This is a genomic window from Apilactobacillus intestinapis (assembly GCF_049166695.1).
GTDB classification, from domain to species: Bacteria; Bacillota; Bacilli; order Lactobacillales; family Lactobacillaceae; genus Apilactobacillus; species Apilactobacillus kunkeei_C.
Window position 1 is genome coordinate 14,249 of the sequence record NZ_JBMHFD010000013.1, and the last position, 19,744, is coordinate 33,992.

Below are 19,744 nucleotides of genomic sequence, written 5' to 3' on the forward strand. Positions count from 1 at the left end.
AATCATGGCACAACTATATTATCGCTACGGGGCAATGAACAGTGGAAAGTCCATTGAAATCATCAAAGTTGCTCATAATTATGAAGAACAAGGTAAATCAGTCGTAATCATGACAAGTGCATTGGACACAAGGGAAGAAAGAGGTACTGTTGCATCCCGAGTAGGATTAAGCAGAGGTGCACATGTGATTGAAGCGGATTCTGATTGCTTTGAAATGGTCAAAGAAATTGACCCAGATGCTAGTTGTATCTTAATTGACGAAGCCCAATTTTTAACTAAGGCTCACGTCTTACAATTAGCAAAAATTGTCGATGAACTATCGATTCCAGTAATCGCATTTGGTCTAAAGAATGACTTCCAAAACAAGTTATTTGAAGGATCTGAAGCGTTATTGTTATATGCTGACAAGATTGAAGAAATGAAGACAATTTGTTGGTTCTGTGGTCGCAAGGCTACAATGAACCTTCGTTTCCATGACAATCAACCAGTATATGAAGGTGAACAAATTCAAGTAGGTGGAAACGAATCATACTACCCAGTATGTCGTAAGCATTATTTCAACCCACCTTTGGACGAAATGGGAAAGTGAGGAATAATTAATGGATGAAATATTTGAAAAGCTGCAATCAGTAGTTGATCGATACGATGAACTAAACGAATTGATCAGTGACCCAGAAGTTATCGCAGATACAAAACGTTTCATGGAACTATCTAAAGAAGAAGGTAGTCTAAGAGAAGTTGTTGCTGCTTACAACAAGTACAAGGACGTTGTCTCACAACTTGAAGACGACAAGGCTATGCTTGCTGAAAAGCTAGACGATGACATGAATGAAATGGTTAAGAGTGAAATTAGTGAACTAGAACCACAAAAGGCTGAACTTGAAGAACAAATCAAGATTATGCTATTACCTGAGGACCCTAATGATGACAAGAACATCATCATGGAAATCCACGGTGCTGCTGGTGGGGATGAAGGTAGTCTATTTGCTGCTGACCTATACAACATGTACATCCGTTACGCTGAAAGCCAAGGCTGGAAGACATCAATCATTGATGAAAGCGACACTGAAGTTGGTGGTTTTAAGGAAATTGCCATCATGATTCAAGGTGAAAATGTTTATTCTAAATTGAAGTTTGAAAACGGTGCTCATCGTGTGCAACGTGTTCCTTCAACTGAATCAGCTGGTCGTATTCATACTTCTACTGCTACCGTTGGTGTTATGCCAGAGGCTGAAGATGTTGATATAGATATTGATCCAAAAGATATTAAGACTGATGTTTACCGTGCATCTGGTGCCGGTGGACAACACGTTAACAAAACTTCATCAGCTGTTAGAATGACCCACTTGCCAACAGGGATTGTTGTTGCTATGCAAGATGAACGTTCACAACAACAAAACCGTGCTAAGGCAATGCAAGTGTTGAAGTCACGTGTATACGATTATTACCAACAACAAGAAGAAGATAAGTATGACGCTGAAAGAAAATCAGCCGTGGGTACTGGTGATCGTTCAGAAAGAATTAGAACTTACAACTATCCTCAAAACCGTGTTACTGATCACCGTATTGGTTTGACAGTTAACAAGTTGGATAAGGTTATGAATGGTGACTTAGAAGATATCATTGACGCATTGATTCTATCTGACCAAACTGCCAAGTTGGAGCAACTAAAGAATGACTAATATGACTTATTTTGAAGCCCAGAAGAGGGCTTCTTTTCTTATCTCCGGAAAAAATTTAGATGAGGAGACCGCCAAGCTGTTCTTAATGGAAATGTTTGGCTTCGATAATACCCACTTACTCTTGCATTATCGTGACGAAATGAAACAAGAAGACGTCAAAAGATACTTCGATTGGATTGACCAATATCTAAATGGCCAACCGGCTCAATACATCATCGGTGAGACTGATTTTTATGGTAATCGTTTTAAAGTCGATGATAGAGTCCTAATTCCACGCCCCGAAACAGAGGAATTAGTAGAGTGGCTATTGACTGATTTTGCTGATCAAAAATACCTAAAAGTTCTCGACATGGGAACCGGAAGTGGTGCAATTGCCATTTCAATTAGTAAGGAACATCCAGACTGGCAGGTAGATGCTGCTGACATCTCCGCAAAAGCCTTACAGGTAGCGGGTTTGAACAATGAAATGAACGAAACGAACGTTAGGTTCATCGAGAGTGATCTGTTTGACGCAATAACCGAAGATTATGACGTTATTATTAGTAATCCTCCTTATATTTCCGAAGATGAAATCAAGTATATGGACGAAAGTGTCATAGAACACGAACCAAAAGAAGCATTATTTGCAAAAAATAATGGCTTATTTATGTATCAAAAAATCGCAGATTATATTAAAATAAAGAAGGACACTGTTCACGGTAGTTTATATCTTGAAATTGGGTTTAAACAAACTGAAGCAGTAACCGAGATTTTTACCGAATCAATTCCAGGATGCGAGGTCACCAATCGTGATGACTTTTTCGGCAATCCGAGAATGATTCGAGTTAATTATTAGGGGGGATGTATTTATTTATGGACACAAAGATATACACTGCAGATGATTTATCTGACGCTGCTAAAGATATCGCGGATGGAAAGTTAGTTTCTTTTCCAACTGAAACGGTATATGGTTTAGGAGCTGATGCAACTAATGAAGATGCGGTTAAGCAAGTTTACGCGGCTAAAGGACGTCCAAGTGATAATCCTTTAATCGTCCATGTTGACGGCCCAGAAATGGTTGAAAGATACGCACAACCATTGTCTGATGAGGCAAAGAAGCTAATTAATACATTTTGGCCTGGACCATTAACTATTATTTTTAATTTGAAAGACAATGTATTATCTAAAACCGTTACCGGTGGATTAGATACTGCAGCATTTAGAAATCCTAATAATGAGGTTACACTATCATTGATTAGAGAAGCAGGAGTGCCAATTGTGGGACCATCTGCTAACACATCTGGGAAACCCAGTCCTACCTTGGCCAAGCATGTTTATCATGATTTAAAAGGTAAGATTGCAGGGATTTTAGATGATGGAGAATGCCAATACGGTGTTGAATCCACTGTCTTGGATATGTCGACTGATCAACCTGCCATATTAAGACCGGGTGCTATTTCAGCTGAACAAATCGAAGAAATTATTAATAAACCAGTGCTAGACGAACGAGTTCATCTATCTGATAGTCAAATTCCAAAGGCACCTGGAATGAAGTACAAACATTACGCACCATCAGCACAAGTCTATATTGTAGACGCTATTAGCGACTTCAAAGAAGCTGCTAAATGGGCATCTAAACAAGATCATACTGTTGGAGTCATGGCAATTGATACTGTTTTAAATGATATCAATTGGCCTGATAATGTTGAAACATTTTCATTAGGAGATACCGTCTTATCAGCAAGTCATGCTTTATTTGCAGGACTAAGACATTTTGATAATGAAGAAGAAGTAAAATCAATCTTGACCCAAGGTTTTGCAAATCAAGGAATTGGTGAAGCATATATGAACAGATTGAATAAATCTGCTGGACAAAAACATTTTAATAAATAGTTACGTAAATTTTGAGGGGGCACTTCTATCATGAAATACGATTACCAAAATGAAGACAAAGAATTATGGGATGTAATTAAGAATGAACAAACTCGTCAAGAAAACACAATTGAACTAATTGCGTCAGAAAACATCGCATCAAACGCTGTAATGGCTGCGCAAGGTTCTGTTTTAACTAACAAATACGCCGAAGGATATCCTGGTAAGAGATACTACGGTGGTTGTGAATTTGTAGATAAATCAGAAACATTAGCGATTGAACGTGCTAAGAAGTTATTTGGGGCTGAATATGTTAATGTTCAACCACATTCAGGTTCACAAGCTAACCAAGCTGTGTACTCAGCATTTTTGAAACCTGGAGATAAGATTTTAGGAATGGACCTAAACGCAGGGGGACATCTAACCCACGGTGCCAAGGTAAACTTCTCAGGTAAGATTTACCAATCATTCTCATACGGCCTAGATCCAAAGACTGAACGTCTTAACTACGATGATATCTTAGAAATTGCAAAGGAAGTTCAACCACAAATTATTGTTGCTGGTGCTTCAGCTTACAGCCGTATCATCGACTGGAATAAGTTCAGAGAAATTGCCGACGAAGTTGGCGCATACTTAATGGTAGATATGGCCCACATTGCTGGACTAGTTGCTACCGGATTACATCCAAGTCCCATCGGAATTGCCGATGTCGTAACTACCACCACTCACAAGACTCTAAGAGGTCCTCGTGGTGGAATGATTTTGTCTAACGAAAAATATGCTAAAAAGATTAATTCTGCAATGTTCCCTGGATCACAAGGTGGACCATTGGAACACGTGATTGCTGGTAAGGCTGCTTGTTTCTTTGAAGACTTGCAACCAGCATTTACAGAATACTCAAAACAAGTTATTAAAAATGCTGCTGCAATGGCAGATGAATTTAACAACAGTGATACTATCAAGGTGGTATCTGGTGGTACCGATAACCATTTGATGGTCTTAGATTTAACCAAGACTGAATTAAATGGGAAAGAAGCTCAAATCCTATTAGATTCACTTAAGATTACAACTAATAAGGAAGCAATTCCTGATGAGAAATTAAGTCCATTTGTTACAAGTGGATTAAGATTAGGAACTCCTGCGATTACTTCTAGAGGGTTCGATGAAAAAGATTCACGTAAAGTTGCAAAGATGATAACACGTGCAATCGAACATCATAACGACGAAAATATTCTAAATGAAGTAAAAGAAGAAGTATCCCAATTAACCCAATCACATCCAATTTTTGATTAAAGGAGATCAATCATGGGAAAATTTCAAGTAATGAATCATCCATTGATTCAACACAAGTTAACGATTATTAGAAACGAAAATTGCGGAACTAGAGAATTTCGTGAAGTTGTAAATGAAATTGCTTCATTGTTAGCTTTCGAAGTTTCTAGAGATATGCCACTAGAAGACTTTGATGTAAAAACTCCACAAGGTATCGCACATGCAAAGCAACTATCTGGTAAGAAGGTTGCGGTTGTGCCCATCCTTCGTGCTGGTATCGGTATGGTTGATGGTATCTTAGATTTAATTCCAGCCGCTAAGGTTGGTCATATCGGTATGTATCGTGATGAAGACACTTTGGAACCTCATGAATACTTTGTGAAATTACCAAGTGATATTGACAAACGTCAAATTTTTGTTGTTGATCCAATGCTTGCTACAGGTGGTTCTGCCATTATGGCAATTGATGCTTTAATCAAGCGTGGTGTCGACGAAAGTAATATTAAATTTGTGTGCTTGGTAGCTGCTCCCGAAGGTGTAGAAGCACTTCAAAAAGCCCATGGTGACGTAGATATATACACTGCTGCGTTAGATGATCATTTAGAAAACGGTTACATTGTACCTGGATTAGGTGATGCCGGAGATCGTCTATTTGGGACTAAATAAATAAAAATCCATCGTCTTTTTCGCGATGGATTTTTTTATTTATTCATAACTTTATACTAAAAGTCCAAGATACATTTTTTACAATTTGTAAAGCACAAATTGTAATTTTTGTAAAAATTGTGTTAAATAACTATTTTATTTTGAAATGAAGCCTGAATGGTGGTACTATCTTATTGTATTTTGAAAGAGAAATACATCATCTTAAGAGTTAAAACTATCATTAATGTAATGTTAATGTTTAGTATGCTTAGGTTGCGAAAAGGGGTGATAATCTGTGAATGATCCAATATCCACTTTTAAACTATTTGGACTAACTTTTAATATTGGTAATATGGTTGCTGTTACTGTGGCTGCTGTATTTACATTTTTATTAGTTTTTATCTGTTCAAGAAAGCTACAAGTTATTCCATCAGGAAAGCAAAATTTCCTAGAAATGATTGTAGATTTTACCAACGGAATAGTTAAGGGATCGATTTCAGGATCTGAGGCCAGTGCTTTTGGACTATATGCATTTGTATTATTCTTATTCATCTTCATCTCTAATCAAATGGGATTACTATTCCAAATTGATTATAGTGGTGTTACATATGTTAAGAGTCCAACCGCTGATCCTATTGTAGCTTTGACATTGGCAGCATTGTCATTATCATTAGCTCATTTCTTAGGGGTCTCAAAACTAGGTTTTAAAGGCTACTTCGTAGGAAGTTATTTTAAGCCTTTTAAGTTATTGTTTCCTTTAAACGTTTTCGAAGAGTTAGCTAATTTCTTAACTCTAGGTTTACGTTTATACGGTAATATTTTCGCAGGTGAATTGCTTCTAGGAATGGTTACAAAATTAGCTTTTTCAATGGGAGCACTAAGCTTTATCCCAAGTATCTTCATTGCTATGATTTGGGATGCGTTCTCAATCTTTATTGGGAGTGTTCAAGCATTTGTTTTCGTAACACTAACTTTTGTATACATTTCTCAAAAGCTTCAACCTGAGGAATAATTTTATTTATTATTAAGGAGGATTTACCATGGGTGTAATCGCTGCAGGTATCGCTATGTGTGGTTCCGCTATCGGTGCTGGTATCGGTAACGGTATTGTTGTTTCAAAATTTCTAGAAGGAATGGCTAGACAACCAGAAATGACTGGTCAATTAAGAACTAACATGTTTATTGGTGTTGGTTTGGTCGAAGCTATGCCAATTATTTCACTTGTTCTTTCTCTAGTTTACATGAACAAGTAATAGGAAAAATAATTCTTCTATTCTCAGTTAAGGAGGTGTCAATAGATGCTTTCACATTCATTATTGCCAACTGTCGCTGTGACCGATGGTGGTGGATTGTACTACGGTAATATGATTTTCACCGCGTTTGTATTCATTGTGTTAATGTTGCTTATCATGAAATTCGCATGGAAGCCATTATCAGAAATGATGGAAAAACGTGCTAACAAGATTGCCGATGACATCAATTCTGCAGAAAAGTCACGTAAGGACGCTGAAGATTTAGCAAAGCAACGTGAAGACGCCTTGGCAAAATCTAGAGAAGATGCAACTGGCATTATTAATAATGCTAAGCAATCTGCTCAAGTACAAAGTGACCAAATTATCACAACTGCAAGAAACGATGCTCAAAGTATCAAGACTTCTGCTCAAAAAGATATTGAACAAGAACGTAAGGATGCTTTAGCAAACACCAAAAATGATGTGGCCAATTTATCTATTGAAATTGCTTCTAAGATCATTCAAAAAGAATTAAAAGCTGACGATCAAAAGGCATTGATTGATTCTTATATTGAAGGGTTGGGGAAGCAAGATGCTAGATAAAATCACATTCGCAAAACGTTATTCAAAAGCACTTTATGAAGTGCTTGAAGAACAAAATCAAGTTGAATCCGGTTTGAGTGAATTGTTATCCATCAAACAAGTATTTGATGATAATTCATCACTAAGTCGAGTTTTAACTGATGTAAGCTTTCCAGAAGACAAAAAAGAAAGTTTAATCAAACCTTTGATTGACAATTCTGACGTCGAATATGTTAAGAACCTATTAAAAGTTTTACTAGGTTCTAACAAAATGGATGAATTTACTTTGATTGTGGAAGAATTTGAACATTCTTATAACGAAAAACATAAGATTGTTCATGCTGATGCACTATCTGTAGTTCCTCTATCCGACGAACAAAAGCAAAAACTTACAGACGTCTTCAAGGCGCGTGTAGGTGCCAACGAAGTTATCTTAAATAACAAAGTTGATCAAAGTTTAATCGGTGGTGTAATTCTAAAATCATCGAACGTTATTTTTGATGGAAGTGTTAAGACAAAAATTAACAACATTAAAAAGCTTCTATTGAGTTAATAACAATATCTATCAAAGAGGTGAAACTTTTATGAGCATTAATGCTGAAGAAATCAGTGCTCTAATCAAGCAACAATTATCCGGTTACAAGGATGACCTAGCTGTTGAAGAAACAGGGGTTGTTACCTATGTTGGTGACGGTGTTGCTCGTGCTCATGGTTTAGATAATGCGTTGTCTGGTGAGTTACTTGAATTCGAAAACGGAATCTATGGTATGGCTCAAAACCTTGAAAGTAACGATGTAGGTATTGTTGTTTTAGGTGACTGTACACATATTCGTGAAGGTGCAACTATTAAACGTACCGGTAAAATCATGGAAGTTCCTGTTGGAGAAGAAATGGTGGGTAGAACCATCAACTCATTAGGTCAACCAATTGATGGTAAGGGTGATATCAAGACTGAATCATCTCGTCCTATTGAAAAGAAAGCTCCAGGTATCATGGACAGACAAAGTGTTTCTGAACCATTACAAACTGGTATTAAATCAATCGATGCGTTAGTTCCAATTGGCCGTGGTCAACGTGAATTAATCATCGGTGATAGAAAAACAGGTAAAACTTCAATCGCTGTTGATACAATCTTGAACCAAAAGGATCAAGACATGATTTGTATCTACGTTGCGATTGGACAAAAGGACTCAACTGTCCGTTCACAAGTTGCTACTCTAGAAAAGTTTGGCGCAATGGATTACACAATTGTATTGTCAGCCGGTCCTTCTGAACCAGCTCCATTACTATACATTGCTCCATATGCTGGTGCAGCTATTGGTGAATACTTTATGAACCAAGGTAAGCACGTTTTAATCGTATATGATGATTTAACAAAGCAAGCTAACGCTTACCGTGAACTATCACTTATTCTTCGTAGACCTCCTGGTCGTGAAGCATATCCTGGTGATATCTTCTATACCCACTCACGTTTACTAGAACGTGCTGCTAAGTTATCAGACAAATTAGGTGGCGGCTCAATGACTGCTTTACCAATTGTTGAAACACAAGCAGGGGACGTTTCAGCTTACATTCCAACCAACGTTATTTCAATTACTGATGGTCAAATCTTCTTGAATTCAGATATGTTCTATTCAGGAACTCGTCCAGCCATTGATGCTGGTACTTCAGTTTCTCGTGTTGGTGGGGACGCTCAAATTAAAGCAATGAAACAAGTAGCAGGTACTTTGAGACTTGATCTAGCTTCATATCATGAACTACAAGCCTTTGCTCAATTCGGTTCAGACTTGGATGATGCAACTCAAGCTAAGTTGAACCGTGGTGCTCGTACAGAAGAAGTTCTAAAACAACCTCTTCACGCTCCACTACCTGTCGAAAAACAAGTACTTATTCTATTTAGTTTGACACATGGTTACTTAGACAGCATTGCTGTTGACGATATCCATCGTTACCAAACTGAATTATTCAACTTCTTCGACGCTTCACACCGTGACTTATTAGATACAATTGTAAACACTGGTAAGTTACCAGAAGGTGATGCTTTAGCAAATGCAGTTGATGAATTTACTAAATCATTCACACCAAGTAAGCAAGAAGAAACACAAAATAACTAGCTTGAAGGATGGTGAGAACTAATGGCTGAATCTATTAATGATGTTAAACATCGTATTGCATCAACCAGAAATACACGTCAAATTACTACTGCTATGCAAATGGTTTCAACTGCAAAGTTAAATCGTATTCAAAAGCATACCAGTAATTATGAGGAATATGTTTCTCGTGTTAAGGCTGTTGTAATGCATTTAGCTCAGTCTCATTTGTTAGACAAAATTAATTCCTCAAGTAATGCGTCTGACCACAAGTCTGGTAAGACAGCATACCTAGTTATTACATCTGATCGTGGAATGGTAGGAAGTTACAACAGTAATGTGATTAGAGAAACTAATAACTTTATTGAAGAACACACTCCAAATCCTGATGATTACATGATTTTAGCTGTAGGTGGAAATGGTGCTGACTTTTATAAGAACCGTAATGTAAACGTGGCTTATGAATATCGTGGCGTTTCTGACATTCCTACTTTCGCTGAAGTTAGAGAAATCGTTAAGACTGCAAACTCAATGTTTGAAGATGGTGTGTTTGACAAGTTATACGTTTGCTACACACACTTTGTTAACCGTATTTCTTCAACTTTTAGAGCTGAAAAAATGCTACCAATGGATAGCGAAGCATTCGAAGAAGAATCAAGCAAAGATATTAAGGCACATGATTTTAGTGCTGAATACGAAATTGAACCAGATGAATCAGCTGTGTTGAAGGTTGTATTACCCCAATACGCACAAAGTTTAGTATTTGGAGCAATCCTTGATGCTAAGACTTCAGAACATTCATCAAGTTCAACTGCTATGCAATCTGCTTCAGACAATGCATCAGATCTTATTTCTAGATTAGAACTACAATATAACCGTGCAAGACAAGCTGCTATTACTACCGAAATTACTGAAATCGTCGGTGGTCAAGAAGCTTTGAAGCACTAATATGACGGGAGGAATTAACGAAAATGAGTACTGGTAAGATTATTCAAGTTATTGGACCAGTCGTTGACGTTGAATTCCCAACGGACGTTGAATTACCTGACATCAACACCGCTCTTCGTGTACACAAAGACGATAACGAAACTTTAGTTACAGAAGTTACCCTTGAATTAGGTGACGGTGTTGTTAGAACTATCGCCATGGACGGAACTGACGGTTTACGCCGTGGAATGGAAGTTGAAAATACTAAGGCTCCTATTTCAGTTCCTGTTGGTGAAAACACTCTAGGTCGTGTATTTAACGTTCTTGGTGAACCAATTGATGGTGGTCCTGAATTTGGCGACGATACAGAACGTTGGCCAATTCATAGACAAGCTCCAAGTTACGATCAATTAAATCCATCTGCAGAAATTCTAGAAACCGGTATTAAAGTTATCGATTTACTAGCACCATACATTCGTGGTGGTAAGGTTGGATTGTTCGGTGGTGCCGGAGTTGGTAAAACTGTTTTAATTCAAGAATTAATTCATAATATTGCTCAAGGACATAACGGTATCTCAGTATTCACCGGTGTTGGTGAACGTACTCGTGAAGGTAACGATATGTACTTTGAAATGAAAGGTTCAGGTGTCTTGGACAAGACAGCCATGGTATATGGTCAAATGAACGAGCCACCTGGAGCACGTATGCGTGTTGCTTTAACTGGTTTGACTATTGCGGAATACTTCCGTGATGAAGTTGGTACCGATGTTCTATTATTCATCGATAACATCTTTAGATTTACTCAAGCTGGTACTGAAGTTTCCGCATTATTAGGTCGTATTCCATCAGCCGTAGGTTACCAACCTACATTGGCTACTGAAATGGGTCAATTGCAAGAACGTATCACTTCAACTAAGAATGGTGCGATTACTTCAATTCAAGCCGTTTACGTTCCTGCCGATGATTACACCGACCCTGCTCCTGCAACTACTTTCGCTCACTTGGATGCAACAACTAACTTGGAACGTTCATTAACTCAACAAGGTATCTATCCAGCCGTTGATCCATTGGCATCAACATCAGCTGCACTAGATCCATCAATTGTTGGTGAAGAACACTACAAGGTTGCAACTGAAGTGCAACAAGTATTGCAAAGATACCATGAACTTCAAGATATCATTTCTATCTTAGGTATGGATGAATTATCTGACGAAGAAAAGACTATTGTTGGTCGTGCACGTCGTATTCAATTCTTCCTATCACAAAGCTTTAGTGTTGCTGAAACATTTACTGGTTTACCAGGTAAATATGTTCCAGTTGCCAAGACTGTTGAAAGTTTCAAAGCTATCCTAGATGGTAAATATGATGATCTTCCTGAAGATGCATTTAGAAACTGTGGACCTATTGAAGACGTAGTTGAAAATGCTAAAAAAATGAAGCAAAACAACTAAGGAGGGTTCTAATTGGCTGATAACAACTCAGTATTAACCGTTAGTATCGTTACTCCTGATGGTAAGGTATATGAACGTGAAGATGCTCGCTTGGTTATTGTTAGAACCAAGAGTGGTCAATTAGGAATTATGCCTAATCATGTTCCCGTAATAGCTTCATTGGAAGTTGACGAAGTAAAAGTAAAATCCGGTTCAGATGTAGATGAAATTGCTGTTAACGGTGGTTTCGTTGAATTCTCAAACAATAACTTAACTGTTATTGCTGATAGTGCCGAAAAGCAAGGGGATATCGACGTTGATCGTGCCGCTGCTGCGAGAGACCGTGCTCAAAAAGCATTGGAAATTGCTAGACAAAAGCATGATAACCAAGAAATCCTAAGAAACCAAGTTGCTTTGAGAAGAGCTATTAACCGAATTCATGTTGCTAAACATTAAGAAAGAGGTCTGCATTTTTTTGCAGACCTTTTTTTATACATAAATAAAAAACAAATTAATAAATACTTAGTAAAGATTAGAAAGACAAAAAGCTTTTTTTATGTTATAGTTGCTATAAAGAATGGAGATATTATGGAATCATCAAATATTAATTCTTTCTTAGATTTAGCTGTCCAATTATTTTTTATTGGATTAGCTTTTTGGAGTTTAAATGATATTCATCTAGAAAGATATGTCAAAATGCACATTAATCAGTACCGAATTTTAATAATTTTATTATCTATCTGTATTGGATATGTGTCGGGATCTTTCTTTATATGGATAATAAACATTACAATAAATCATTAAAATTGAAATTACTGGAGGGTTACCAGTGGATAAAATCGTGATTAAGGGAGGCCAACGCCTTACCGGTAACGTCCACATTGAAGGTGCAAAAAATGCTGTCCTACCAATAATGGCTGCTACTATTTTAGCCAGTGAAGGAAAAACAGTTTTAAACAACGTACCACTATTATCAGACGTATATACAATGGAAGAAGTTTTACGCTTCTTGAACTTAAAAGTTGACTTTAATACTAATGAGAATCAAATGAGTTTTGATGCTACAAACCAAATCTCATACGAAGCTCCATTAGAATATGTTTCAAAGATGAGAGCATCAATTGTAGTAATGGGTCCACTATTGGCCAGATTAGGTCATGCTAAGGTTGCATTGCCAGGTGGATGTGCAATTGGTTCTCGACCAATTGATATTCACTTGAAAGGTTTTGAAGCACTAGGTGCCAAAATCGAACAACACGATGGATACGTTGAGGCTTTTGCTGAAGATGGTTTAAAGGGTGCCGAAATTTACATGGACTTCCCAAGTGTTGGTGCTACTCAAAATATTATGATGGCTGCCACATTAGCAGAAGGCCAAACCATCATCGAAAATGTTGCTCAAGAACCTGAAATCGTTGACTTAGCTAACATCTTAAATGCGATGGGTGCTAATGTTATGGGAGCAGGTACAAGCAAAATTAAGATTAAGGGTGTAAGTAAGTTACACGGTGTCGACCATAGTGTACTACAAGACCGTATTGAAGCAGGTACTTTTATGGTAGCTGCTGCTTTGACACGTGGTAACATTTTGATTGAAGATGCAGAATCATCATACAATCAACCATTAATCGCTAAAATGCAAGAAATGGGTGTTACTGTTGAGGAAGAACCTAATGGAATTCGTGTTATTGGTCCAGACGAATTAAAACCTGTTGACGTAAAGACACTCCCATATCCAGGTTTTCCAACAGATATGCAACCTCAAATTAGTGTTTTACAATTAGCTGCTCAAGGTAGTAGTTTATTGACTGAAACAGTGTTTGAAAATCGTTTTATGCACTTGGATGAATTAGCTAGAATGAACGCCAAGTTTAGAATTAACGGTAAGAGTGTGGTCTTAAACGGACCAACTAAGTTTAGCGGAGCGGAAGTAGCTGCAACTGATTTGAGAGCTGCTGCAGCACTCGTTCTTGCTGGATTAGTTGCTGACGGTATTACAATCGTTAGAAACCTAAAATATTTAGATCGAGGATATTACGATTTTCATGTTAAGTTAGCTAAATTGGGTGCTGACATTAAGAGAGTTAACATGAAAGATGATGAAGAAATTTTCATTAGTAAAACTTCGCAAGAATAAAATGAATTATAGAGCGATATGATATAATATTTAATACATGAGTTAACTCAGGAGGAAGAGAGAAATGGTAAAAGATATCGGCATTGACTTAGGTACTGCTAATGTTTTGATTTACGTAACTGGGAAAGGAATCGTGCTAAACGAACCTTCAGTAGTTGCAGTAGATATTAAAACAAACAAGTTGTTAGCAGTTGGTTCTGAAGCATACAGAATGGTTGGTAGAACTCCAAGTAATATTCGTGCAATCAGACCACTAAAAGAAGGAGTTATTTCAGATTTTGATGTAACTGAAAAAATGCTTACATACTTTATCAACAAGTTAAGTGTTAAGGGCTTCATGTCAAAGCCTAAGACCATGATTTGTGCTCCTACAAACATTACTAACATCGAAAGAAAAGCAATTATCCAAGCTGCTGAAAAATCCGGTGGTGGTAAAGTTTACATCGAAGAAGAACCTAAAGTTGCTGCAATTGGTGCTGGAATGAACATTTTCCAACCAAAAGGAAACATGGTAATTGATATGGGTGGTGGAACATCTGACATCGCCGTGTTATCATTAGGTGATATCGTTGCAAGTAAGTCAATTCGTGTAGCTGGTGATGTAATGAACGCTGATATTGTTTCTTACATAAAGGACAAACACGGATTGGTTATTGGAGAACATACTGCTGAAAAGATTAAGATTACCATCGGTACTGCAGACCCTAATGAAACTGATGTTAAGGAAATGGAAGTACGTGGTAGAGACGTTCTTGGTGGAATGCCTAGATCTATTACTTTAAACAGTAAGGAAGTTCAAAAGGCAATTGAAGATACAGTAAATCAAATCATTGATGCTGCTAAGGATGTCTTAGAAGTAGTTCCTCCTGAATTAGCTTCTGATATTGTGGATAGAGGAATTATTTTAACAGGTGGTGGTGCCTTATTAAGAGGAATCGACCATGCCATTTCAAAAGAATTAACTGTGCCAGTGTTAATTTCTGAAAGTCCTCTAGATAATGTTGCTAAGGGTGCCGGTGCATTACTTGAACATATCAACAAACAAGAAAGCAAAAAATAAAGATTAATATAAGAAAGTGATAACTGATGAGAAAGTTTCTGATAAAATTGGTGGTGGGATATAAACGATTCATTTCACCACTATTACCGGCCTCTTGTCGTTATTATCCGACATGTTCTACTTATATGATCGATGCTGTCAGAAAGCACGGAGCATTATTAGGTTTTGTAATGGGGTGTGCACGGATTTTACGTTGTCATCCTTTTGTCAAAGGTGGTTATGATCCGGTTTCTGATCATTTTACTATTTTTAGAAATAAGAGGGCGTCGAAAGATTATCGACGTTCTATGAATTTAAAGTAGTCGATCAAATATTTGAATCGACTACTTTTATTTTTAGGAGGACAAAATGTCAAAGGGAAAGAAAAATATTGAAGTTACTTTAGATACAAAGAACGTGAACGGTGAAGAACGCGAAGTTCTTTTTGTTGGTAAGCAAGAAGTTGGCTTTATTCGTCAAGTTGATGAAGAAAAGTTTGAAGCTGTTTTTGATGAAGATAATGTATTTAAAGCCAAATCCTTAGACGAAGGAATCGAATTATTAATTAGCCAATACAACTTACACAAGGGCTAAGATGATTTAGAGGTGATTTGCAGTGTTTAATAGTGACAATGATAGCAATTCTTCTCGATTAGATTGGACAATCATAATTTGTGTTGGCCTTTTAGCATTGATTGGTATTGGTGCGATTTATGTTGCCGTAAATCATGATTCTTATTCCGGAACAATCGTGAAGCAAATGATTACGCAGTTGGTATGGTATACAATCGGAACTGTATTAATCATAATCATCATGCAATTTGATTCTGAACAATTATGGAAAGTTGCACCAATTATTTACTGGGGAGCTTTAACGTTACTGGCATCGTTACTTGTTTTGTACAGTAGATATTACTTTATTCAAACAGGGGCCAAAAGTTGGTTCCAATTAGGTCCGTTGACTTTCCAACCGGCCGAAATTATGAAACCAGCGTTTGTGGTTATGTTGGCAAGAGTGATTGTTGAACATAACAGAAACTACGCTGTTCACACATTAAAAACAGATGCACTTTTATTGGGTAAGATGATCCTGTGGACATTACCAATCTGTGTCTTATTAAAAATTGAAAATGATTTCGGTACAATGCTTGTTTTCTTCGCCATGCTTGGTGGATTAGTGATTGTATCTGGAATTACGTGGAGAATCATTGTTCCTGGAGTTGCTGCATTCGCAACAATTGGTGGGACTGCTTTAATTTTAGTTATCACTAGCGGTGGTAGAAAGATTTTGGAAGCGTTAGGTTTTCAATCTTACCAATTTGATCGTGTTAATGATTGGTTGGACCCATCAAATCCTGAAAATCTAGCTGGGTCGGGTTATCAACTATGGCAAAGTATTAAAGCCGTTGGTTCCGGTGGATTCGGTGGAACTGGTTTTAACGTATCTCACGTTTATGTTCCAGTTCGAGAATCAGATATGATTTTCTCAGTTATCGGTGAAAACTTTGGTTTCATCGGTGGTTTAGTTTTAATTGGTATCTACTTCGTTTTAATTTATCGAATGATTAAGGTTACTTTTGAGACTAAGAACGTCTACTACGCATACATTTCAACTGGAATTATCATGATGATTTTATTCCACGTATTTGAAAATATTGGTATGAGTATTGGACTATTGCCATTGACTGGTATTCCATTGCCATTCGTCAGTCAAGGTGGTTCTGCCTTGATTGGTAACATGATAGGGATTGGATTAGTCATGTCAATGCAGTATCATAATTATGGGTACATGTTCAGTGCTAGCCGTGACTTCTCATAGCTAATGAATTGACAAGTACATTGAATAATTGTATACTTTATTAAAATTTGATTATAAGATGAGTAAGTAATTAATGAATATCACAGAGAGCTCGGTTGGTGAAAAAGAGTTATTTGTAGTTACCGAATATGGTCTTGATAAATAATCAGTTAGCGAAATTTGGGATAAACTAACATCGTCTGGCAAACGTTATATTGCTGAAGTATTAAAGATACTTATGAGGCTATTGTCGTGAGGCAATGGTGAATAAAAGGTGGTAACACGAGCTTTTCGTCCTTTACTGTTAAATCAGTAGGTGCGGAAGGCTTTTTTTATTTGAAAGTGAGGAGAAACAGTTTGATTAGATTTAAGAATGTTAACAAGAAATACAAACTTGATAAAAGCATCCTAACAGCTGTTAAAGACGTTAACCTAGAAATTAACGACGGTGAAATCTTTGGTATTATTGGTTACTCTGGTGCCGGTAAATCAACACTTGTTAGAATGTTAGATGGACTAGAAGCCCCAACTTCTGGTTCTATCGAAATTAATGGTAAGGATATTGCGAAATTAAGTAGCAAGGAATTAAGATCGCAACGTAAGAAGGTTGGTATGATTTTCCAACACTTTAACTTACTATGGTCTAGAACCATCCAACAAAACATCGAGTTACCACTAGAAATTGCCGGTGTTGATAAAGAACAACGTCATCAAAAGGCTGAAAAACTAATTGAATTAGTTGGTCTAAAGGGTCGTGAAAACGATTATCCTTCAGAATTATCTGGTGGACAAAAACAACGTGTTGGGATTGCCAGAGCATTGGCTAATGACCCAGAAATTCTTATTTCTGATGAAGCTACTAGTGCGCTAGATCCACAAACAACCGATGAAATTTTGGACTTATTACTAGAGATCAACAAGAAGTTAAACCTAACTATTCTTTTGATTACTCACGAAATGCATGCCATTAGAAAGACAGCTTCAAAAGTTGCTGTTATGCAAGATGGCCAAGTTGTTGAAACTGGTGATGTTTACGACATTTTCCAAAACCCTCAACAAGACATCACTAAACGTTTCGTTAACGAAGATGACAATCCAAATGCTAAGGACTTGAGCATGACCGTTGACGAAATCATTAAGAACTATCCAAATGGTATGGTGATTAAGTTAACCTTCAAGGGTACTCAATCACAACAACCAGTTGTATCCCAAATGATTCGCGAATTTGATTCATTAGAATTAAACATCGTTGAAGGAAGTATTCATCAAACACAAGGTGGTTCAATCGGTTCACTAGTTCTACAACTACTAGGAACTCCTGAAGACCAAAACAAGGCTGTTGAATACTTGAAATCAGTAAACGTGGAAGCAGAGGTGATTAACCGTGGCTAATCAAGGAATTCAATCATACTTCCAATTCAATAACGTTAATTGGAGTGCAATGAGACAAGCAACATGGGAAACAGTTTGGATGACTGCTTTATCAATGATTATTGTTGCTGTATTAGGAATTATTTTAGGACTATTATTATTTGAAAGTCGTAACAAGTCTGGTTTTGGCTGGAAGGTTATTAACTGGGTAGTATCTTTCTTAGTTAACGTATTCAGATCAATTCCATTCATTATCTTAATCGTATTACTATTACCCTTCACAAAGGATCTTGTAGGTACCATTATCGGACCTAAGGCCGCTATCCCATCACTAGTTATTTCAGCTGCTCCATTCTACGCAAGAATGGTTGAAGCTAACTTTAGAGAAGTTGATGATGGTGTAATTGAAGCCGTTAAATCAATGGGTGGTACTAACTGGGACGTTATCTTTAAGGTATTACTTCCAGAAAGTACACCAGCATTGATTTCCGGTGCAACTGTTACTGCCATTTCATTGATTTCATACACTGCAATGGCCGGTGCTATTGGTTCTGGTGGTCTAGGTTACCTAGCATACTTGGATGGTTTCCAATCAAATAACAACACTGTTACTTTAGTGGCAACCGTTATTATTTTAATTATTGTTCTAATCGTTCAAACAGTTGGAGACTTACTAGTTAAGAAAATCGACAAACGTACACTATAAGGGGGATATTAAAATGAAAAAGCTTTTATCCTTTGGTGGAATCGTTGTTTTATTCATCGTTTTACTATTACTAGGTCCTGGTAACTACAAGGCAAAGAACACAATTCGTATTGGGGCATCTAACATTCCTCATGCACAAATTCTTCGTCATATCGAACCAGAACTTAAGAAAAAGGGCATTAAGTTAGATATCGTTACTTTCCAAGACTACGTGCTACCTAACCGTGCACTAGCAGGAAAGCAACTAGATGCTAACTATTTCCAAACTCCAGCGTTCTTAGATCAATGGAATAAGGAATATGATGGCCATTTAGTAAACGTAGGGGCCGTTCACTTGGAACCAATTGGTATTTACTCCAAGAAGTACAAAAAGCTCTCAGACCTTAAAAATGGTGCTCACATCTTAGTAAGTAGTAATGCACCTGATTACGGTCGTATTCTTCAATTATTCCAACAAAACGGTTTAATTAAGATTAAGAAGGGTGTCAATATTACTCAAGCTAACTTCAGTGATATTGCTTATAATCCAAAACACTTGGTATTCCAAACTGGATACGAACCAAAGATTATGCCATTGATTTACAACAATGGTGAAGGTGATGCTGTGGCAATTAACTCTAATTACGCAGTTCAAGGTGGTTTACAACCAGATAAGCAAGCAATTGCCTTGCAAAAACCTGAAAAGAACTCACCATACTTCAACATTGTTGCTGTTAGAAATGGTGATCAAAACAGAAAAGACATCAAGGAATTGGTTAAGGTTTTACAATCTAAATCAACTCAAGAATGGATTAAAAAACATTACAAAGGTTCTGTGCTACCAGCTAAGAACTACTAATAAAAAAGCGTCTAAGATGAACTGAACCCCTTGAGTTGGAGAAATCTAACTTAAGGGGTTCTTTTATGTTTTCTAAAGAATTAAAATTAGCTGCCATTAAAGATTATTATAATGGTTTAGGATTTACAAAAATCACTAATAAAT

General features: G+C 37.0%; 23 protein-coding genes. All 23 read left to right on the forward strand.

Annotation, left to right across the window (positions count from 1 at the left end; genetic code table 11):
• Positions 1–4: 4 nt before the first annotated feature.
• The 23 genes from ACOMA7_RS06755 to ACOMA7_RS06865 all read left to right on the forward strand — a co-directional run bounded on the left by ACOMA7_RS06755 (position 5) and on the right by ACOMA7_RS06865 (position 19,600).
• Positions 5–589 carry a thymidine kinase gene (locus ACOMA7_RS06755; protein ID WP_034534743.1) on the forward strand — a complete coding sequence of 195 codons (585 nt, stop codon included), beginning with the start codon at positions 5–7 and terminating at the stop codon, positions 587–589.
• Positions 590–599: 10 nt separating this feature from the next.
• Entirely contained in the window at positions 600–1,682 is a 1,083-nt protein-coding gene (gene prfA / locus ACOMA7_RS06760; protein ID WP_421392860.1) for a peptide chain release factor 1, read from the forward strand.
• Position 1,683: 1 nt separating this feature from the next.
• Positions 1,684–2,517: a peptide chain release factor N(5)-glutamine methyltransferase gene (gene prmC / locus ACOMA7_RS06765; RefSeq protein WP_421392879.1), complete on the forward strand. Its 834-nt coding sequence runs from the start codon at positions 1,684–1,686 to the stop codon at positions 2,515–2,517.
• Positions 2,518–2,534: 17 nt separating this feature from the next.
• Positions 2,535–3,554, forward strand: a complete 1,020-nt coding sequence (locus ACOMA7_RS06770; RefSeq protein ID WP_053795279.1) for an L-threonylcarbamoyladenylate synthase — start codon at positions 2,535–2,537, stop codon at positions 3,552–3,554.
• Between the two features lie 30 nt (positions 3,555–3,584).
• Positions 3,585–4,826 (forward strand): serine hydroxymethyltransferase, encoded by a 1,242-nt coding sequence (gene glyA, locus ACOMA7_RS06775; RefSeq protein ID WP_248596100.1) that lies wholly within the window; start codon positions 3,585–3,587, stop codon positions 4,824–4,826.
• Between the two features lie 12 nt (positions 4,827–4,838).
• Positions 4,839–5,471: a uracil phosphoribosyltransferase gene (upp, locus tag ACOMA7_RS06780; protein ID WP_421392865.1), complete on the forward strand. Its 633-nt coding sequence runs from the start codon at positions 4,839–4,841 to the stop codon at positions 5,469–5,471.
• Positions 5,472–5,745: 274 nt separating this feature from the next.
• Positions 5,746–6,462: a F0F1 ATP synthase subunit A gene (atpB, locus tag ACOMA7_RS06785; protein ID WP_034532065.1), complete on the forward strand. Its 717-nt coding sequence runs from the start codon at positions 5,746–5,748 to the stop codon at positions 6,460–6,462.
• A gap of 28 nt (positions 6,463–6,490) precedes the next feature.
• Positions 6,491–6,703, forward strand: a complete 213-nt coding sequence (gene atpE / locus ACOMA7_RS06790) for a F0F1 ATP synthase subunit C (RefSeq protein ID WP_034532067.1) — start codon at positions 6,491–6,493, stop codon at positions 6,701–6,703.
• A 45-nt stretch (positions 6,704–6,748) separates the two neighbouring features.
• The gene (atpF, locus tag ACOMA7_RS06795) at positions 6,749–7,285 is read left to right on the forward strand and encodes a F0F1 ATP synthase subunit B (protein ID WP_034532069.1); all 537 of its coding nucleotides are present in this window, start codon (positions 6,749–6,751) and stop codon (positions 7,283–7,285) included.
• On the forward strand, positions 7,275–7,817 hold the full coding sequence (atpH, locus tag ACOMA7_RS06800; RefSeq protein ID WP_054449822.1) for an ATP synthase F1 subunit delta: 543 nt from the start codon (positions 7,275–7,277) through the stop codon (positions 7,815–7,817). Before atpF ends, atpH begins: the two co-directional genes overlap by 11 nt.
• 31 nt (positions 7,818–7,848) lie before the next feature.
• Positions 7,849–9,378, forward strand: coding sequence for a F0F1 ATP synthase subunit alpha (atpA, locus tag ACOMA7_RS06805; protein WP_034532072.1), 1,530 nt, complete (start codon positions 7,849–7,851; stop codon positions 9,376–9,378).
• A gap of 21 nt (positions 9,379–9,399) precedes the next feature.
• On the forward strand, positions 9,400–10,302 hold the full coding sequence (locus ACOMA7_RS06810; protein ID WP_034532074.1) for a F0F1 ATP synthase subunit gamma: 903 nt from the start codon (positions 9,400–9,402) through the stop codon (positions 10,300–10,302).
• 23 nt (positions 10,303–10,325) lie between these two features.
• Positions 10,326–11,732 (forward strand): F0F1 ATP synthase subunit beta, encoded by a 1,407-nt coding sequence (gene atpD, locus ACOMA7_RS06815; protein ID WP_054449823.1) that lies wholly within the window; start codon positions 10,326–10,328, stop codon positions 11,730–11,732.
• Between the two features lie 12 nt (positions 11,733–11,744).
• Positions 11,745–12,167: a F0F1 ATP synthase subunit epsilon gene (locus ACOMA7_RS06820; protein ID WP_034532079.1), complete on the forward strand. Its 423-nt coding sequence runs from the start codon at positions 11,745–11,747 to the stop codon at positions 12,165–12,167.
• 132 nt (positions 12,168–12,299) lie between these two features.
• Positions 12,300–12,515: a DUF1146 family protein gene (locus ACOMA7_RS06825; protein WP_034532207.1), complete on the forward strand. Its 216-nt coding sequence runs from the start codon at positions 12,300–12,302 to the stop codon at positions 12,513–12,515.
• 25 nt (positions 12,516–12,540) lie between these two features.
• The gene (murA, locus tag ACOMA7_RS06830) at positions 12,541–13,848 is read left to right on the forward strand and encodes a UDP-N-acetylglucosamine 1-carboxyvinyltransferase (RefSeq protein ID WP_421392873.1); all 1,308 of its coding nucleotides are present in this window, start codon (positions 12,541–12,543) and stop codon (positions 13,846–13,848) included.
• 64 nt (positions 13,849–13,912) lie between these two features.
• Positions 13,913–14,908 (forward strand): rod shape-determining protein, encoded by a 996-nt coding sequence (mreB, locus tag ACOMA7_RS06835; protein ID WP_053795286.1) that lies wholly within the window; start codon positions 13,913–13,915, stop codon positions 14,906–14,908.
• Positions 14,909–14,934: 26 nt separating this feature from the next.
• Complete coding sequence (yidD, locus tag ACOMA7_RS06840) at positions 14,935–15,210, forward strand: membrane protein insertion efficiency factor YidD (protein ID WP_080997547.1); 276 nt, start codon at positions 14,935–14,937, stop codon at positions 15,208–15,210.
• A gap of 46 nt (positions 15,211–15,256) precedes the next feature.
• Positions 15,257–15,481, forward strand: coding sequence for a DUF2969 domain-containing protein (locus tag ACOMA7_RS06845; RefSeq protein WP_034532084.1), 225 nt, complete (start codon positions 15,257–15,259; stop codon positions 15,479–15,481).
• A 22-nt stretch (positions 15,482–15,503) separates the two neighbouring features.
• Complete coding sequence (locus ACOMA7_RS06850) at positions 15,504–16,706, forward strand: FtsW/RodA/SpoVE family cell cycle protein (RefSeq protein ID WP_034532086.1); 1,203 nt, start codon at positions 15,504–15,506, stop codon at positions 16,704–16,706.
• 336 nt (positions 16,707–17,042) lie between these two features.
• A complete protein-coding gene (locus tag ACOMA7_RS06855) occupies positions 17,043–18,077 on the forward strand; it encodes a methionine ABC transporter ATP-binding protein (RefSeq protein WP_034532087.1) in 1,035 nt (344 codons plus the stop codon).
• 49 nt (positions 18,078–18,126) lie between these two features.
• Positions 18,127–18,762: a methionine ABC transporter permease gene (locus tag ACOMA7_RS06860; protein WP_155443279.1), complete on the forward strand. Its 636-nt coding sequence runs from the start codon at positions 18,127–18,129 to the stop codon at positions 18,760–18,762.
• Between the two features lie 13 nt (positions 18,763–18,775).
• Entirely contained in the window at positions 18,776–19,600 is an 825-nt protein-coding gene (locus ACOMA7_RS06865) for a MetQ/NlpA family ABC transporter substrate-binding protein (protein ID WP_054608040.1), read from the forward strand.
• Positions 19,601–19,744: the final 144 nt, after the last annotated feature.

Coding starts and splice junctions, on each gene's coding strand:
- atpE (WP_034532067.1), top strand. CDS start 6,491: ATGGGTGTAATCGCTGCAGGTATCGCTATGTGTGGTTCCGCTATCGGT.
- atpF (WP_034532069.1), top strand. CDS start 6,749: ATGCTTTCACATTCATTATTGCCAACTGTCGCTGTGACCGATGGTGGT.
- ACOMA7_RS06845 (WP_034532084.1), top strand. CDS start 15,257: ATGTCAAAGGGAAAGAAAAATATTGAAGTTACTTTAGATACAAAGAAC.
- ACOMA7_RS06825 (WP_034532207.1), top strand. CDS start 12,300: ATGGAATCATCAAATATTAATTCTTTCTTAGATTTAGCTGTCCAATTA.
- atpD (WP_054449823.1), top strand. CDS start 10,326: ATGAGTACTGGTAAGATTATTCAAGTTATTGGACCAGTCGTTGACGTT.
- atpH (WP_054449822.1), top strand. CDS start 7,275: ATGCTAGATAAAATCACATTCGCAAAACGTTATTCAAAAGCACTTTAT.
- upp (WP_421392865.1), top strand. CDS start 4,839: ATGGGAAAATTTCAAGTAATGAATCATCCATTGATTCAACACAAGTTA.
- glyA (WP_248596100.1), top strand. CDS start 3,585: ATGAAATACGATTACCAAAATGAAGACAAAGAATTATGGGATGTAATT.
- ACOMA7_RS06860 (WP_155443279.1), top strand. CDS start 18,127: ATGAGACAAGCAACATGGGAAACAGTTTGGATGACTGCTTTATCAATG.
- ACOMA7_RS06755 (WP_034534743.1), top strand. CDS start 5: ATGGCACAACTATATTATCGCTACGGGGCAATGAACAGTGGAAAGTCC.
- mreB (WP_053795286.1), top strand. CDS start 13,913: ATGGTAAAAGATATCGGCATTGACTTAGGTACTGCTAATGTTTTGATT.
- prmC (WP_421392879.1), top strand. CDS start 1,684: ATGACTTATTTTGAAGCCCAGAAGAGGGCTTCTTTTCTTATCTCCGGA.
- atpA (WP_034532072.1), top strand. CDS start 7,849: ATGAGCATTAATGCTGAAGAAATCAGTGCTCTAATCAAGCAACAATTA.
- yidD (WP_080997547.1), top strand. CDS start 14,935: ATGAGAAAGTTTCTGATAAAATTGGTGGTGGGATATAAACGATTCATT.
- ACOMA7_RS06810 (WP_034532074.1), top strand. CDS start 9,400: ATGGCTGAATCTATTAATGATGTTAAACATCGTATTGCATCAACCAGA.
- ACOMA7_RS06865 (WP_054608040.1), top strand. CDS start 18,776: ATGAAAAAGCTTTTATCCTTTGGTGGAATCGTTGTTTTATTCATCGTT.
- ACOMA7_RS06770 (WP_053795279.1), top strand. CDS start 2,535: ATGGACACAAAGATATACACTGCAGATGATTTATCTGACGCTGCTAAA.
- prfA (WP_421392860.1), top strand. CDS start 600: ATGGATGAAATATTTGAAAAGCTGCAATCAGTAGTTGATCGATACGAT.